The organism is Stenotrophomonas sp. STEN023, assembly GCF_056760135.1.
On record NZ_JBRREF010000050.1, the window covers coordinates 19,118 to 34,422 of the forward strand.

A 15,305-nucleotide genomic window follows, 5' to 3' on the forward strand; every position below is an offset into this window, starting at 1 on the left:
AAGCTCCCAAGCTGCTACTCCTGTTCAACAAGGCGCCAGGCACTCATCCGGTCCAATGTAATGGCTAGCAAATCCATCCAGGCACTTCTTGAGGACATCAGCCTACTTGGCGAAGAACAGCTGGCCTTGGTTGACGCCGTCCGCCAGCTGGTCAAGAGCACAATCCCGACCGTGACCGAACAGGTCAAATATGGCGGCATCTTGTTCTCATCCGGTGTGCAGTTCTGCGGTGTGTTCGCCTATAAGCAGCACGTATCTGTGGAGTTCGGCAGCGGGGCGAAGATCGCGGACGCACTTGGCCAGCTTGAGGGTAACGGCAAAGGCCGCCGCCATATCAAGTTGCGCTCCGCAGCTGACATCAGCACAAAGGCACTGGCTCACTATCTTCCACTGGCTCTGGAAGCGGCAGCGCGTGGTACGTGAGAATCCACTCTTGCCGCGCTTCTGCATCGACAGGCCTAGTTCAACTCCCCGACGCTGGATAAGTTGGTGTCGGGGTCAGCGGTCGGCTACAACGGAGCGCCCGACTGGCTTTCTTCGGTCCTAGCATTGTCACCAGCTGTGTTCATGGCACCTTGGGCCGGGAATTCACTATGATGTCCCGGGGTTACAGCCCGACGCAGCTCACCGAATGACGCGCAGCACCAACATTGCACATTCCACAGAGGGAACTATGGAAACAGAACAACTGAACGCTTTGAAGGCCGATCTTCTTGAGGGAATGCGCGAATACATGGACAGCGCAGCCGCAGACGGGGGTGATGCTGGCTACTCCGAGGAGGACATCGGCAAGTGCGATTCCATCCTCACGGCCTTCATTGAGAAGACTCGATCCGCGGGTTCGGGCAACACGGAATCAGCGATCGGCATCGTCAAAGAAACCGTGCTTTCTCTCAACGTGCTCAACGAAAGTTGCGATCATTCCCTGATTGAGACAGACCAGCGTGAGCAGATCTGCGAGCTCATCATCCAAGCCGCTGCCGCGGCGGGCGTGGGCGGTGGTGAAGACATCACTGAAGAATGGCGTGAGTGGTAGCCGTGCCGAGAGACGCGTCCGAGCCGATGTAGCAACTGGATCGTCCCCACCCCATCGCAAGGCAATGCAATGGAAGTGATCACAACTGAAGCACTCCAGTTGCGCATTCGCTCCAGGATCATGGAGCATCTTCAATTGATGTCTTCCGCAGACTTGCAACTTGCGTATCAGCGCTCCGCACCCCATGTACAGGTTGCCAATGAACTATTCAATGGGTGGGAGGATTGGGTGCCTGACCAATCGGCCGTGGAGCGGCTCACCCTTCCCATCTTCTCGCGCACAGAGCAGGCGGCCGTTCTGGAGTTCCTCCAAGTCATCAATGCCATTGATGCAAGAACGCCGCGTGATCTCCCAGACATCAAGGCATTCATACAAACCAGGGAATGGGCGGACTTGTCTGCAGCTGCATGCCGGGCACTGGCCAGTTTCCAGCTTCGCGGCGCAACCGATGATACTTAAGCGGAAGGCAGCCACGCGTGGGTGGTTCACTCCCACAACGAAGCCTATGTCATGCGTGGAATTCTCGAGCAATGCCGCGCAGGCGCTCGGATACCAAGTTGTGCGCTGCGATCCGAAGCTTCTGGCAATCGCATTTCCTGCTGTTCCTGTCCGTCAACGGCTCCTATCAGTACTTCACGCATTGCCTGGAAGGCCCAGGTAGAGACCGGGTGGTCCATGGCTCCGAGCCAGCGTTTTGGGAGTACGCAGTTATCGCCCCCTCGCTTGTGGAGCTGCTGATCATGTTTGCCGCGGCAGCGGGATCCACTGCATCCGCCTATCCTTTCATCGTTGCCATTCCCCGCAATGCGGGCTGACGCCTCACCATTACCGACATGCTGCCCAGTGCGGCCCATTACGTCGTTGGATCCCATGGATACTTCCGATTTATCAATCGCAGAGCTGCGCGCACTTCATGGCGTGCTTGAACACTGGCTGCGGGCTTGGGATTGGGAGTGCCCAATGCTCTTCGGGTTCGAGCGATCTGATCTTTCCAGGCTCCTTGAGGATTGGCCGTTATCCCTGGAGGCAAAGCCGCCTTTCGCTGCACTGGCAGTCCAAGGCGCCTTGCGGGAGACCTTGCATGGCGCATCCACGATCGCCGCAGATCGACTTCCGGCTGTTTGCGGTTTGTCCAGGGCCGATCTGGAATGCTTGGCGCAGCATCTATGGCCCAGACTCGACGCGGCGCAGAGCTAACACTGCTCGGCTACAATTTTTGATTCAAGCCAAGTTCGGATCACGGAGCAATCTGGCTCCTCCGTTGACCGCCGTACAGGAGAAGTCGTGCAACGTCCTTGCAATGAAATCGGCAACCGGATCATCAAGGTCAACCATGCCGGTGAACATGGCGCGGTGAACATCTACCGCGGGCAGATCTTCATCGCCAGGCTCACCGCCCCGGCGATGGTTGCGCAGCTGGCGGAATTCCGTTGCCACGAGGAAGGACACCGCGCAATCTTTGCTGCCGAGCTGGAGCGGCGCTGCGTTCGGCGCTGCCGGAGCTATTGGCTCTGCGGTGCGGGAGGTCTGGCACTCGGCCTTGTCACCGGCTTATTGGGCGCTGGCGCCATAGCGGCCACCACCGCAGCCGTCGAAGCCGTCGTGCTGAGGCATCTGCAGCATCAGCTCTCCGTGCTTCAAGGCCAGGACCCGCTCGCCGTCGCCGCAATCACCTCCATCGTGGCGGAGGAGCAGGAGCACCATGACCAATCGCTTGCTCACATCCCGCCCGGCACATTCTGGCCCAAGCTGCTCACTCCGGTTGTGTCTGCGTCGACGGAGGCGGTCATATGGGCTGGCATGCGGCTGTGAGCTCGAGTAGCCACCTGCGATGGCACCTGGTAGCGATTCAATGCCATCCCGAAGGCCGACATCATGGATAGCATTCGCGCAGACTTGAACCTCCTCGCCATGAAGTTCTGGTGTGGAGTCGGCAGTTCTGAAGAGTTGTCGCGCTGGACCGACGCTGCAGTGATGTCTACGGATGAGTTACATCCCCTCATCTGGGATCTGTATCCACAACCCAGCCCGGAACTGGCTACGGCACTGCTGCTGAGGATGGCCGAAGATGTCAACGGCTTCCAGCCAATATCCGTGGAGGCTGAAGCCATTGCCGAAGATATTCTGCGCCAGTCCCTGATCGCCTTCGTAGCAAGAGACATATCGGTGCAGGCATTGTGTCGACTGGCTGATCACTTGGATAGCGGGTTCAACCTGGCCCTTGCCGACGCTCCCCAACCCAGGCCAGCTACCACCGACAGCCAATGGTGGCAAGGTGATCTATACAACTGCTGTGACTGGTGCGATGACAGCTGGACGCATGACAACTCCCCTCATCTGCATGCGGAAGCAGAACGCCTGCTGCGTATTCTCAACCGCAGATAGTTGGAGCAGACTACAGAATCCGGTGCATCATTCTGTTTGCAGGTTCGTAGGTTTCTTTTCATTCGGTCCTGCCCCGCCTGCCTGCTGAAGCTCGTCGTAAGGAACGCATGGAACTCATCACTACCATCAAGGATGCCTGGGGCTGGACGGGACTGGATCCCGGCCAGATCGTAGGAGAGAACGATTTCGGCAACCTGATGATCAAGGATCACACTGGCAGTTACTGGCGCATTTGCCCCGAAGACCTGTACTGCGAGGTGGTCGCGGCAACCCGCGAGGAACTTGATCAGTTGTCCCGAAATGCGGAGTTCGTTGGGGACTGGCAGATGCAGGCCCTGGTTGACCAAGCGCGCGAGCGCCTTGGCCCGTTACAACCGGGCTACAAGTACTGCCTCAAGGTTCCGGGCGCGCTTGGTGGCGAGTACGGTGGTGACAACCTCGGCGTGATCTCGCTGACTGAACTGATCTCGGCCTCTGGCCACCTCGCCAAGGAAACCGCAAATCTTCCCGATGGCGCCAAGGTCAGGATCAATATTGTCGATTAGCTACCAATGCGCTCTTTGAGTTAGCCGTGCCAGGGACGTATCCACTTCAAAGCCCGGCACCGCCCGAGTTCGCAACTCCGCGGAAACCTTTCAACGTGAGGAGATTCGGTATGAAACGCGTAACCGGCATCGGCGGTATCTTCTTCAAGTCAAACGATCCAAAAGCGCTTTCCGCCTGGTACCGCGAGCACCTCGGGCTGGATGTCAGCGACTGGGGCGGCGCGGTGTTTCAGTGGGGCGGTGCTGACAGTCCAGCAGGTGCGACGATATGGAGCCCGTTTGCTGCTGACACCGACTATATGGCGCCTTCGACTGCGTCTTTCATGATCAACTTCCGGGTGGACGATCTGGATGCACTGCTTGCAGCACTGCGCGAGGAGGGCTGCACTGTTGTGGGTGAACCGCAGAATTCCGAGCAGGGAAAGTTTGGATGGGTGATGGACCCCGAAGGTAACAAGATCGAGCTATGGGAGCCGCCTGCGGGGCAGTAGCTGCAGGATGGGCGACGAAGCTTGCAGCTGAGTGTTCTCCGCACGGTTGCGGCGACTCCATCCACGCGCCCAACCATCGCCTGGCTCCGTGGTGCCGCTTCTTCGTTAGTCAATGGCACAGCAACTGACCGTTCGACGCTGTGACCAATGCGCGTTATGCGCCGAGCTGCCGCTGCGCAACGCGGCGTTCCAGTTTGCAGAACGTCCCCTGCACACACGCGCTGCGCGCTCACATGCCCCAGCTGTGCCACCTCATGCAGAGTGGTAACAAGGTGATTACTGCAAACTCTCGTATCCTCTCGGCTCCACAAGACGAAGCCGCCGCGTTGCGAATCCTCGGTTCGCAGCACTGCAATCAACAGCACAGGATCTAGTTTGCGCTGCTCTGAGGGTTGTCGTCGCCTTTGCCTGGAAAGCCATAGGAGGGCTTCATGCACGATGGGCGCCGCAGCCGAAGGATCGGATGCGCTGACTTCGGCTATTTCGATACGCGGGAAAAGTGCGAAGCAGCGGTTCTGCGACGCGAGCTGGCCTTCCTGCAACTGGTTCCGGAAGAACTTGGCGGTGAGTGCGCTGCGGACAATACGGTGTTTGTACCGGTATGGGTCGCGGAGCAGAAGCGCAGGATCGACATCAGAACCGTGTTGCCCTTGATGCGTGCAGGAAAGCTGAGTCGCTACTCGGCCATGCCCACCTATCGAGGAGGAAGCTTCATCCCGGCAGAGATCGCTATCCACGCGCATGATCCAGCGGGCTTCGCGACCACCATCGAGATCTGGTGAGCACGGCATTGAATCTGTCCTCGCGCACAGGCGGCGACGCTCTCGACAAGGACGTTGAGAGCCGCCGCACCTGCTCCATCGGCCTGACACTTGTCGACAGCTGCCAACTCAGCCATTCTTCGCCGCGACCGTGCCTTCCGGTACCGGTCCAGCATGGAGCGAGACAGCAACGTGGGACTGGTCCTCAACATCGACGAGCGTGTCATCAAGCAAGGCGCTGCCAACATGCAGCGGGGGATCGAGACCGTTGGTGGCCAACTGTACCTGACCAATCAGCGCCTGCTGTTTTCGGCCCATCGTTTCAATGTGCAGTCCGGTGACAGCGAGGTCCCTTTGCGGACGATCAGCTCGGTACAGCGTTGTTGGACGCGTTTTCTGGGCGTGCTCCCGTTGATGCCCAATTCGCTGGCCGTGCATACGCGCGATGAGGTGCATCGCTTCGTTGTATTCGGCCGCAGCCACTGGGCGGATGCAATACACCGCGCGCGTGACCTGACCTGATGCTGGCATCAGTTGGAATGGCTGTGGACCGCAGCCTGGTTCGCGCCAGACTGCGCGATTCAATCCACCCTGCGCCACTGCCCCGGCTGCAGTCCCTCAAGCGCGTACGGCCCCATCACCGCACGCACCAATCGCAACGTCGGTAGTCCGACTGCAGCGGTCATGCGCCGAACCTGACGATTACGTCCTTCGCGCAGGGTGATTGCCAGCCAGCTGTCCGGCACGGTCTTGCGGAAACGTACGGGCGGATTGCGCTCCCACAGGCTGGGCGCAGCAGCCAGCAATTCAACGCGCGCAGGCAGCGTTGGCCCGTCATTGAGCTGCACGCCGTCACGCAGCGCCTGCAGCTTGTCATCGGTGGGCGTGCCTTCGACCTGCACCCAATAGGTCTTGGGCTGCTTATGCCGTGGATCGGTCAGGCGATGGGCGAGATTGCCATCATCGGTGAGCAGCAACAGACCTTCACTGTCGTAGTCCAAGCGCCCTGCCGCATACACGTTGGCCGGTAGGCCAAAGCCGGCCAGGGTCGCCCGCGGCGGTTGGCTGCTGTCGGTGAACTGACAGAGCACATTGAAGGGTTTGTTGAGGGCGATAAGCATCTGATGCAGACATTGGGGAGAAGAATGGATGCGCTGCTGCCAGGCGATCAGCTGGCATCGCAGCTCAAAGAAGCGGGGCCGCACGCCAAGCATCGCGGCCCCGCATTATCTCACTGCCCGATTCCGAATCCCCAATCGCGGCCGTATTACTGCTTCACGAAGCGCAGCGTCATGCGATCGCTTTCGCCGATGGCCTTGTACTTGGCGGCATCGGCGGCGTCATGGCTGTTGGACGGCGGCAGCGTCCACACGCCCTTGGGTTAGTCCTTGGTATCGCGCGGGTTGGCGTTGACCTCACTGCTGCCAGCCAGCTTGAAACCAGCGGCTTCGGCCATGGCAATCACCTGCGCCTGGCCAACATAGCCGCTGCCGTCATCGGCCGGCACGTCAGCTTTGGCGCGGTGTTCAACCACACCCAGGGTGCCGCCCGGCTTGAGCACGTCGAAGAAGGCCTTGAACATGCCCTCGGCCTGGCCAGAGGAACGCCAGTTGTGGACATTGCGGAAGGTCAGCACCACATCCGCCGAGCCCGGTGCGCCAAGCACCGGTGCAGCCGGGTTGTAAGCCACCTCGGCAGCACGATCGAACTGGGCCGGAGCGCCAGCAAACTTCTTGCTCAGGCCATCGCGCGAGCGCTGCTGGTAATCACGGCCACCGCCAGCCGGCAATGCTGCCGGGTCAACCACCGCGGCAACGTACTTGCCGCCATCGCGCAGGTAGGGCGCAAGAATTTCGGAGTACCAGCCGCCGCCCGGTGTAATTTCGATGACCGTCTGGGTCGGTTGCAGGCCGAAGAAGGCCAGGGTCTGCGCCGGGTGACGGTATTCGTCGCGCAGCACGTTGGCCGGCGTACGCCAGCTGCCGGCGATAGCGGCCTGCAGCTGCGGCGAAACCTGTGCGTCAGTGGTACTGGCAGCGGCTTCATGGGCCAGCGCAGTGCCGGCAGACAGGGTGCTGGCAAGCGCCAGCAGACAGGCACACAACAGCGGGGCAGGCTTCTTCATGCGGAATTCCGTCGATTGAAACCGCGAGCCTAGCACGCGGCTGCAAGTGCAATGCAGCATGCAAATGTTTACTTCCCGTTAGCGTGGAAACGGCTCACGGAACGCTGTATTCACGACGTTGCCACGGAATTGGAACGCATGCCGTCTATGCTGTTGAACTGAACAACAAAGGAGCAACGCATGCCCCAGTCACGCGAACTTGGCCGCTCGGGTCTCCATGTCAGCCCCATCGCTTTTGGTGGCAACGTTTTCGGCTGGAGCGCCGATGAGAAGACATCCTTTGGCCTGCTTGATGCCTTCGTCGATGGCGGCTTCAACCTGATCGACACCGCCGATGTCTATCCGGCATGGGTGCCGGGCAACCGCGGCGGCGAGTCGGAGACCATCATCGGCCGCTGGCTGCAGCGCAGCGGCAAGCGCGACAAGGTGGTGATCGCCACCAAGGTTGCGAAGTGGGCCGAACATCCTGGCCTGTCGGCTGACAACATCAATGAGGCGGTCGAGGATTCGCTGCGCCGCCTGCAGACCGATGTGATCGATCTTTACCAGGCCCACGAAGACGATGAGTCGGTGCCGCTTGAGGAATCCCTTGGCGCGTTCGCGCGCTTGATCGAGGCTGGCAAGGTGCGTGCGATTGGTGCTTCCAACTACAGCGCCGAGCGGCTGCGTGATGCGCTCAAGGTGTCCGCCGACTACCACCTGCCGCGCTACGAAACCCTGCAGCCGGAATACAACCTCTACGACCGCAGCGGCTACGAGGCCGAGCTGGAACCACTGGCGCGCGAACACGGCATCGGTGTGATCAGTTATTACTCGCTGGCCAGTGGCTTTCTCACTGGCAAATATCGCAGCGCTGACGATGTAGGCAAGAGCGCGGCGCGCGGCGCAAAGGTTGCCGACCGTTATCTGAACCCGCGCGGCCTGCGCATTCTGCAGGCGTTGGATGATGTGGCTGCCAGCCACAAGGCGTCACCGGCGCAAGTCGCCTTGGCGTGGTTGATCGCACGCCCCGGCATCACTGCGCCGATCGTCAGCGCCACCAGCGTGCAACAGCTGCAGGAAGTACTGGCAGCGGCGCAGCTTGGCTTGAGCCCAGAGCAGATCGCGCAATTGGATGCTGCCAGCACAGAAAGCTGAATTGGGCGAGTTGCACACCCTCTGCCTGCGTCGTAGGATCGGCCGGACAGGGGGTAGACCGCGAACGGAGTCCTACCCATGCAGACCGCACCTACAGCCCAGCGCAGCATCGATCGCCACGCCGAACTGACTTACTGGCGCGGCGTGCATGCCATCGGTCATCTTGGCCAGCACGAGTTCGACCATTACCAGCGCCTGCTGGAAATGGGTTACGACGTGTACCTGGCCTACCCACGCGCCAACGAAGAACAGCTCTACAAAGTGCTGCAGGACAGCTATCACCGGCATAGTCCGGCGCTGGCGGTTTCCTGGGATGAGGCACGTTGGCTGGTGCGCCATGCCTGGCATCATGCCGAGCAGCATTGAGCGAGATTACCGGCTTGGTTTTGCAGGAGCGGCGTGAGCCGCGAAGCTACTGCAACGTCAGAAGCTGAAGCGCCTACCCCTCCCCAACCCTCCCCTTGGCTTCGCCAAAGGGAGGGAGCGAAAGCACGCCGCACACCGCCGCACCCGCCATCATCGGATCACATGCAGGCCGGTGGTTTGGATGATGTCGGCTTCGCGGCTTACGCCGCTCCCACAACCCGATGGGCCATTGGTACTGGCCTTGTTGTGGGAGCGGCGTGAGCCGCGAAACCATTGCAACGTCGGAAGCTGAAGCGCTTACCCCTCCCCAACCCTCCCCTTTGCTGCGCAAAAGGGAGGGGGCGAAAGCACGCCGCGCACGGCAGCATCCGACATCATCAGATCACGCGCATGCCGGTGGCTTTGATGATGTCAGCTTCGCGGCTTACGCCGCTCCCACAACCGGTGACGCCATTGCTTCGGCGAGATAATCCAGGAAGGAGCTGATGCGCGCGGATACCGCGGTGTTGCGGTAATACACGGCGTGGATCGGTTGGCGCGTATCCAAGGTCTGTTTCGGCAATACCTGCACCAGCTCCCCACGCGCACGCGCGGCTTCGGTCAGGAAGTCGGACAGGCAGACGATGCCGACGCCTTCCAACGCCAAACGATGCAGGATCTCGCCGCTGGATACTGCCAGTGCCGGACGCACATGCAGGCGCTCGCGGCTCTCGCTCGCCAAAGGCCAATGGTTCAACGAATCCGGTTCGTTGAAGCCCAGCAAGGTGTGCGCCTGCAGCTGCGCCACGTTCTTCGGTGTGCCGTATTGCTGCAGGTAAGCCGGGCTGGCCAGCACACGCAGGCGGCTGTGACCCAAGGGCCGCGCATGCAGGGTGGAATCCGACAGCGGGCCAATGCGGATCGCCACATCGGTGCGCCGTTCCAGCAGATCGATGTAGCGCTCGCTGCTGTTGAGCTCCAGCGCCACCTGCGGGTAGCGCGCGCGGTAGCCTGGCACCAGTGGCGCGATCACATGCAGCATGAACGGCATCGCCGCATCCACCCGCAGCCGCCCTGACGGCGTGCCACGCCGCGCGGCGATCTGCTCCTCGGCAGCATCCACCGAGGCGACAATAGCGCGCGCCTGGGCGAGAAAGGCTTCGCCTTCGTCGGTGAGCTGCAGGCGGCGGGTGGTGCGGGTCAGCAAGGTGGTGCCGAGCTTCTCTTCCAGCCGCCCCAGCGCCCGACTGACGCCCGAAGTGGTCTGGCCCAGCTGCTCGGCTGCCGCAGTAATCGAGCCGGTGTCGATCACGGCGATGAAGGCCTGCATCTCATCCAGGGTGGTTTTCATCGGGGCGGCCTGCGGGTGACGGGTAATTATTGACTTTAAATCAATAGTAATTGGCAGGAAACCGCATTTTTCGGCAAGAGTTCCGCGCTCACACTGCGCAGCCCTTTTCGAGGATTCGCCCATGTCACGCGGTATTCCCCTTGCCTTGCTGGCGTTGACGCTGGGTGCGTTCGCCATCGGCACCACCGAATTCGTCATCGTCGGGCTGATCCCGACCATTGCCGCCGACCTGCATGTCAGCCTGCCCTCGGCCGGGCTGCTGGTTTCCCTCTACGCCCTGGGCGTTGCCGTGGGCGCGCCGGTGCTCACGGCCTTGACCGGGCGGGTGCCACGCAAGGCCTTGCTGGTGGCACTGATGCTGCTGTTCACCGTCGGCAACCTGATTGCGTGGATGGCACCCGGCTATGGCTCGCTGATCGTGGCGCGGGTACTGACCGGGCTGGCGCATGGCGTGTTCTTTTCGATCGGCTCGATCATCGCCACTTCGGTGGTGCCCAAGGACAAGGCTGCCAGCGCGATTGCGATCATGTTCACCGGGCTGACCGTCGCGCTGGTGACCGGCGTGCCGTTGGGCACCTTCATCGGCCAGCACCTGGGCTGGCGTGCAACCTTCCTCGCGGTGGCTGCATTGGGCGTGATCGCCCTGCTCGGCAGCCTGCTGTTCGTGCCGCGTGATCTGCCGCGCAGTGCGCCGGCCACGTTCGGCCAGCAGTTCGCGGTGCTGGCACAGCCACGCCTGTTGCTGGTCTATGCGATGACTGCGCTGGGTTATGGCGGCACCTTCCTGTCCTTCACCTTCCTCGCCTCGATCCTGCAGGACGTCAGCGGCTTCTCGGCCAATGCGGTGAGTGCGGTGCTGCTGGTCTACGGTGTGTCGGTGGCGATCGGCAATCTGTGGGGCGGGCGTTTGGCTGACCGTCGCGGTCCGATTCCTGCACTGACGCTGATCTTCGGCCTGCTCGCGCTGGTGCTGCTGGTGCTCACCTTCACCGCTTACAACCGCTGGTTGGTGCTGTTGACGGTGCTGGCGTTGGGCGCAGTGGCGTTCGGCAATGTGCCGGGTCTGCAGGTCTACGTGGTCAAGCAGGCCCAGCGCTTCGTGCCGCAGGCAACGGATGTCGCGTCCGGCCTGAACATCGCCGCCTTCAACATCGGCATCGCACTGGGTGCCTCGCTCGGCGGCCTGGTGGTCGATCACATCGGCTTGATGCACACGCCGTGGATCGGCGCGCTGGTGGTGCTGGGTGCGCTGGCATTGACTGTACTCAGTGGCCGCCTGGATCGCCGCGACGGATTGGATGTCCGCGCCGAAGGCATCGCCGTCAGCGCGCATTGACGGAACACGCTGTTACTCCCTTTTATCTTTTCGTTAGCGCTGCACGGCGTAGCCTGTATGCGCGAATTTCTGGAGATTTGAATGACCATTCCCGCTATTGGCCTTGGCACCTATCGCCTCAAGGATCAGGTCCTCACCGACTCCGTGCACAACGCACTGGACCTTGGCTACCGTGCTTTCGACACCGCGCAGATCTACGAGAACGAGGCCGATCTGGGCGCGGCAATCGCCAGCGGCACGGTGCCGCGCGAGCAGCTGTTCCTGACCACCAAGATCTGGATCAGCAACTTCCACCACGATGACCTGCTTGCCAGTCTGCGCGAGAGCCTGCGCAAGCTGCGCACCGACCACGTCGACCTGACCCTGATCCACTGGCCCTCGCCCAAGGACGAAGTGCCGATGGCCGAGTTCCTCGGTGCGCTACGCGAAGCCAAGGCGCTGGGTTTGACCAAGGCGATTGGTGTTTCCAACTTCACCATCGACCTGACCCGCCAGGCCATCGCCATCCTCGGCGCCGATGCCATCGCCACCAACCAGATCGAAGTGCATCCCTACCTGCAGAACCGCGCCCTGATCGCCTACCTGCGTGAGCAGGGCATCCATGTCACCGCGTTCATGAGCCTGGCCTATGGCGCGGTGCTGAACGACCCGGTGATCCAGGCCATTGCCGACAAGCATCAGGCAAGCACCGCGCAGGTCGCCTTGGCCTGGGCGCTGCAGCAGGGCTATGCGGTGATTCCGTCATCGACCAAGCGCGAGAACCTTGCCGGCAACCTGCAGGCAGCGCAGCTGCATCTGGATGCTGAAGACATGGCACGGATCGCGGAGCTGGATCGCGGCGAGCGTGTAGCCAATCCGGGTATCGCGCCGGCCTGGGATTGAAACGCGGCTCCTGAGTAAAGCCATGGCGGGCCGGCGATGCCTGCCCGCCATGCTTTGAGCCGCTGCGATTGCGGCGTTACTAGCGGATACGCGATGCCAACTCTTGCGCCAACGTTTCCAGTAACAGGCTGATCGTTGGCAGCTCACGCCGGCTTTTCATCCAGGCCAGGGTGAGCGGCAGGCCCTGGCTGGCCAGATGCGGCAGCACTTCCAGCAGCGCGCCATCCTCAAGATGGCTGCGTACCAGCCAGGTCGGCAGTTGCACGATGCCGCTGCCGACCAGCGCAGCGGTGACCTGGCCTTCGCCATCTCCCACTACCAGCGGGGACGGCATCATCTGCAGCTCTACTTCGCCTGGTAGTGCAGCTGCGAAGCGCCATGGACTGACCGAACCATCGGCGCGCCCATAGGCGATGCAGCGTTGCCCAAGCAGATCCTCACGCGTTGTGGGTACGCCATGCGCGGCAAGATAGGCGGGAGCCGCACAGAACACGTGTTGCTCGTGGCCCAGCAGGCGATGCTCGACCAGCGAAGACCACGCTTCGGGCCCACCGATGCGGACGATGATATCGACGCCATCCTCGACCGGATCGATGAAGCGGTCCGAGAACGACACCTGCGGCCGCGTCAGTGGATAGGCCTGGGCGAAACCCAGGATGATCGGCAGCGCCTGCAGGCGCCCGAACGCTGCCGGTAGATCGATGCGCACGCGGCCACTTGGCTCGTGATCCTCTGCCCGCAGCGATACCTCGGCTTCCTCAAGGCTTGCCAACACCTCAGTGCAAGTCCGGTGGAAGGCGATGCCGGCTTCGGTCAGCGACATGCGCCGGGTCGTGCGATGGAACAGCGTACGGCCCAATCGTTCTTCCAATCGCGCAATCGACTTGCCGACGGCCGAAGCGGTGAGGTGCAAGCGCTCCGCTGCCGCAGTGAAGCTGCCTGCATCGGCAACACAGACGAAGACGTCGAGGCCTTTCAGGCGTTCGGAGGGGTGCATGCGGCGGGCTTCACGATCAAAGAATCAATTTCCGTAATTCCGGTAAAAATCATCGCAGAACGGAATATTTCTCCACGATAGGCTGGGCGCTCTCTTCGATCAAGCATCCAAGGCAGCAATGAGCCAGCAACGCCCCACCGTCCTTGTCACCGGCGCCACCGGCCAGATCGGCGCCGAAACCTTGAGAAACCTGCTACTGGAAGATGCGGTCACACCGGTTGCAGCAGTGCGCTCACCGGCGAAGGCCGCCACCTTGCAGGCGCAGGGAATTCGCACGGTGATGTTCGATTTCGACAAGGAAGATTCGCTGCTGCCTGCGCTGCAGGGCATTGATCGCGTATTCCTGGTCACCGGCTACAGCGTGGACATGCTGCGCCAGAGCAAGGTCTTCCTCGATGCGGCCAAGCAGGCCGGCGTGCGGCACGTGGTGCATCTGGGTGCCTGCGGCGGCGATGACGCCAGCATCGGGCATTGGGCCTGGCATCAGCTGGTGGAACGCTACATCGAGTGGCATGGCTTCTCGTTCACCCACCTCAGGCCGGAAGCCTTCATGCAGAACCTGCTCAGCTACGACGGCACCCGCGCCGTGGTCGACGGCGTCATCCGCCAGTACACCGGCGATGCGCGCTTCAGCTGGGTCGACGGTGATGACGTCGCTGCGGCAGCCGCACAGGCGCTGGCGTGGCCACAGCGGCACGCCGGGCAGACCTATCGGCTGGGCTACGACGCCAAGTCCTATGGTGAGGTTGCCGCGCTGATGACGGAGCTGCTTGGCCAGCCATTCCGCTACGAGGCGCTCAGCCCGGATGTGTTCCTGGAAGACATGCGCGCGGCCGGCGCCGAGATGGCCTATATGAACTGCGTGCGCGACAACTTCCAGCGTATCGCCGAGCGCCGCGTGCCGGGGATTGAAGCCACCTTCGAAAACTTCCCCACCATCACCGGCCGCGAGCCGGTGCGCTGGGCGGAATTCATCCGCAAGCACCGTGCTTCGTTTGCTTACTGAGCTATGGAGCTCAGGCGTTTCTCGGGATCAGCTGCCGTTACCCTGCAGCAACCACGCGCGCATCGCTGCGTTCACTTCCTCGGGCTTCTCCAAAGGCGCGAGATGGCCGCAGTCTTCGATCACCACCAGCGTTGATTGCGGCATCAGTGCGGCCATCTGCTCGCTTACGGACAGCGGCGTGATCGCATCATTGCGCCCGCAGATGATCAAGGCGGTGCCCTGCCATTCGCGCAGGACCTCGCTGCCGTCGCTGCGTTGCAGTTGGCTCTGGCGCAGGAAGACTTCAGCGCCGAGGCGCGCGGTCATGCTGCGCACGGTATCCACCAACGCTTGGTCATCCAGTCGCGAAGCATCGATGTAGCTGCGCATCAGCTTGTCGCCGAAGCCGTGGAAGGTGCCGGGCAGGCGCACGCTGTTCTGCTGTGCCACGCGTTGCGCGGCGCGCTCGGGCGAGTCGGGTTTGAACGAGGTGTCCAGCAGTGCCAGCTTCAGTACCCGTTGCGGGGCGATGCGCAGGATTTCCTGGGCGACGTAGCCACCGAGGGAGAAGCCGGCCAGGGCGAACTGCGCCGGGGCCTTGGCCAGCACGTCCTCGGCGACCGCGCGCATTGTGGTTTGCTGGGTGAGGTCGCCGACCTGGCAATCGGCGATGTCGGCGAGTGCTTCGAGCTGGGCCTGCCACAGCGTGGCGTCGTTGAGCAGGCCGGGCAGCAGTAGCAGCGGGGTTCTGGCTGCTGGGTTCTGGTTCGTTTGCATGGCGCTATTGTCGCGCCTTGGGGTGTGTTGGGGGTGAGGCGTGGGGGTGGAACAACAGCCGCGGGGGGCGCGCGACCCCCCCCCCCCCCCCCCCGCGCGCGGGGGGCGCGGGGGGGGGGGGGGGGGGGGGGGGGGGGGGGGGGGGGGGGGGG

The 15,305-nt window shown here is 62.1% G+C and carries 19 protein-coding genes and 1 pseudogene; 15 read left to right on the top strand and 5 right to left on the bottom strand.

The features are described 5' to 3' along the window. Nucleotides 1-60: 60 nt before the first annotated feature. The 10 genes from ACVOLV_RS14375 to ACVOLV_RS14420 all read left to right on the top strand — a co-directional run bounded on the left by ACVOLV_RS14375 (nt 61) and on the right by ACVOLV_RS14420 (nt 5,740). The gene (locus tag ACVOLV_RS14375) at nt 61-423 is read left to right on the top strand and encodes a DUF1801 domain-containing protein (RefSeq protein ID WP_481554985.1); all 363 of its coding nucleotides are present in this window, start codon (nt 61-63) and stop codon (nt 421-423) included. Nucleotides 424-631: 208 nt separating this feature from the next. After that, on the top strand, nt 632-1,036 hold the full coding sequence (locus ACVOLV_RS14380; RefSeq protein WP_481554986.1) for a hypothetical protein: 405 nt from the start codon (nt 632-634) through the stop codon (nt 1,034-1,036). Between the two features lie 69 nt (nt 1,037-1,105). Further along, nucleotides 1,106-1,495: a hypothetical protein gene (locus ACVOLV_RS14385; protein ID WP_481554987.1), complete on the top strand. Its 390-nt coding sequence runs from the start codon at nt 1,106-1,108 to the stop codon at nt 1,493-1,495. Nucleotides 1,496-1,566: 71 nt separating this feature from the next. Then, complete coding sequence (locus ACVOLV_RS14390; RefSeq protein ID WP_481554988.1) at nt 1,567-1,851, top strand: hypothetical protein; 285 nt, start codon at nt 1,567-1,569, stop codon at nt 1,849-1,851. A 469-nt stretch (nt 1,852-2,320) separates the two neighbouring features. Beyond that, nucleotides 2,321-2,848: a demethoxyubiquinone hydroxylase family protein gene (locus ACVOLV_RS14395; protein WP_481554989.1), complete on the top strand. Its 528-nt coding sequence runs from the start codon at nt 2,321-2,323 to the stop codon at nt 2,846-2,848. 63 nt (nt 2,849-2,911) lie between these two features. Then, a complete protein-coding gene (locus ACVOLV_RS14400; protein WP_481554990.1) occupies nt 2,912-3,421 on the top strand; it encodes a hypothetical protein in 510 nt (169 codons plus the stop codon). Nucleotides 3,422-3,528: 107 nt separating this feature from the next. Continuing rightward, on the top strand, nt 3,529-3,966 hold the full coding sequence (locus tag ACVOLV_RS14405; protein WP_481554991.1) for a T6SS immunity protein Tdi1 domain-containing protein: 438 nt from the start codon (nt 3,529-3,531) through the stop codon (nt 3,964-3,966). Nucleotides 3,967-4,076: 110 nt separating this feature from the next. Further along, nucleotides 4,077-4,457 carry a VOC family protein gene (locus ACVOLV_RS14410; protein ID WP_481554992.1) on the top strand — a complete coding sequence of 127 codons (381 nt, stop codon included), beginning with the start codon at nt 4,077-4,079 and terminating at the stop codon, nt 4,455-4,457. A 431-nt stretch (nt 4,458-4,888) separates the two neighbouring features. Next, on the top strand, nt 4,889-5,239 hold the full coding sequence (locus tag ACVOLV_RS14415; protein ID WP_481554993.1) for a hypothetical protein: 351 nt from the start codon (nt 4,889-4,891) through the stop codon (nt 5,237-5,239). A 153-nt stretch (nt 5,240-5,392) separates the two neighbouring features. Further along, nucleotides 5,393-5,740: a GRAM domain-containing protein gene (locus tag ACVOLV_RS14420; protein ID WP_481554994.1), complete on the top strand. Its 348-nt coding sequence runs from the start codon at nt 5,393-5,395 to the stop codon at nt 5,738-5,740. A gap of 59 nt (nt 5,741-5,799) precedes the next feature. Here the strand turns inward: ACVOLV_RS14420 and ACVOLV_RS14425 are convergent, their stop codons facing one another. Then, a complete protein-coding gene (locus ACVOLV_RS14425) occupies nt 5,800-6,339 on the bottom strand; it encodes a pseudouridine synthase (RefSeq protein WP_481554995.1) in 540 nt (179 codons plus the stop codon). A gap of 146 nt (nt 6,340-6,485) precedes the next feature. Next, nucleotides 6,486-7,343, bottom strand: a pseudogene (locus ACVOLV_RS14430) (class I SAM-dependent methyltransferase). Nucleotides 7,344-7,523: 180 nt separating this feature from the next. Between ACVOLV_RS14430 and ACVOLV_RS14435 the strand changes: the two are divergent. Both ACVOLV_RS14435 and ACVOLV_RS14440 read left to right on the top strand, forming a co-directional pair. After that, nucleotides 7,524-8,480: an aldo/keto reductase gene (locus tag ACVOLV_RS14435; protein WP_481554996.1), complete on the top strand. Its 957-nt coding sequence runs from the start codon at nt 7,524-7,526 to the stop codon at nt 8,478-8,480. A 78-nt stretch (nt 8,481-8,558) separates the two neighbouring features. Continuing rightward, nucleotides 8,559-8,846 carry a hypothetical protein gene (locus ACVOLV_RS14440; RefSeq protein WP_481554997.1) on the top strand — a complete coding sequence of 96 codons (288 nt, stop codon included), beginning with the start codon at nt 8,559-8,561 and terminating at the stop codon, nt 8,844-8,846. 424 nt (nt 8,847-9,270) lie between these two features. Here the strand turns inward: ACVOLV_RS14440 and ACVOLV_RS14445 are convergent, their stop codons facing one another. Next, nucleotides 9,271-10,176, bottom strand: a complete 906-nt coding sequence (locus tag ACVOLV_RS14445) for a LysR substrate-binding domain-containing protein (protein ID WP_481554998.1) — start codon at nt 10,174-10,176, stop codon at nt 9,271-9,273. 121 nt (nt 10,177-10,297) lie between these two features. On the opposite strand from ACVOLV_RS14445, the gene ACVOLV_RS14450 reads away from it, so the two are divergent. Then, a complete protein-coding gene (locus ACVOLV_RS14450) occupies nt 10,298-11,512 on the top strand; it encodes an MFS transporter (protein ID WP_303747940.1) in 1,215 nt (404 codons plus the stop codon). A gap of 81 nt (nt 11,513-11,593) precedes the next feature. Then, nucleotides 11,594-12,394 (top strand): 2,5-didehydrogluconate reductase DkgB, encoded by an 801-nt coding sequence (gene dkgB / locus ACVOLV_RS14455; RefSeq protein WP_481554999.1) that lies wholly within the window; start codon nt 11,594-11,596, stop codon nt 12,392-12,394. A 79-nt stretch (nt 12,395-12,473) separates the two neighbouring features. On the opposite strand, the gene ACVOLV_RS14460 is transcribed toward dkgB, so the two are convergent. Continuing rightward, on the bottom strand, nt 12,474-13,391 hold the full coding sequence (locus ACVOLV_RS14460) for a LysR family transcriptional regulator (RefSeq protein ID WP_481555000.1): 918 nt from the start codon (nt 13,389-13,391) through the stop codon (nt 12,474-12,476). 118 nt (nt 13,392-13,509) lie between these two features. Between ACVOLV_RS14460 and ACVOLV_RS14465 the strand changes: the two genes are divergently transcribed. Further along, entirely contained in the window at nt 13,510-14,397 is an 888-nt protein-coding gene (locus tag ACVOLV_RS14465) for an SDR family oxidoreductase (protein WP_481555001.1), read from the top strand. A gap of 27 nt (nt 14,398-14,424) precedes the next feature. On the opposite strand, the gene ACVOLV_RS14470 is transcribed toward ACVOLV_RS14465, so the two are convergent. Further along, on the bottom strand, nt 14,425-15,153 hold the full coding sequence (locus tag ACVOLV_RS14470) for an alpha/beta fold hydrolase (RefSeq protein WP_481555002.1): 729 nt from the start codon (nt 15,151-15,153) through the stop codon (nt 14,425-14,427). Nucleotides 15,154-15,305: the final 152 nt, after the last annotated feature.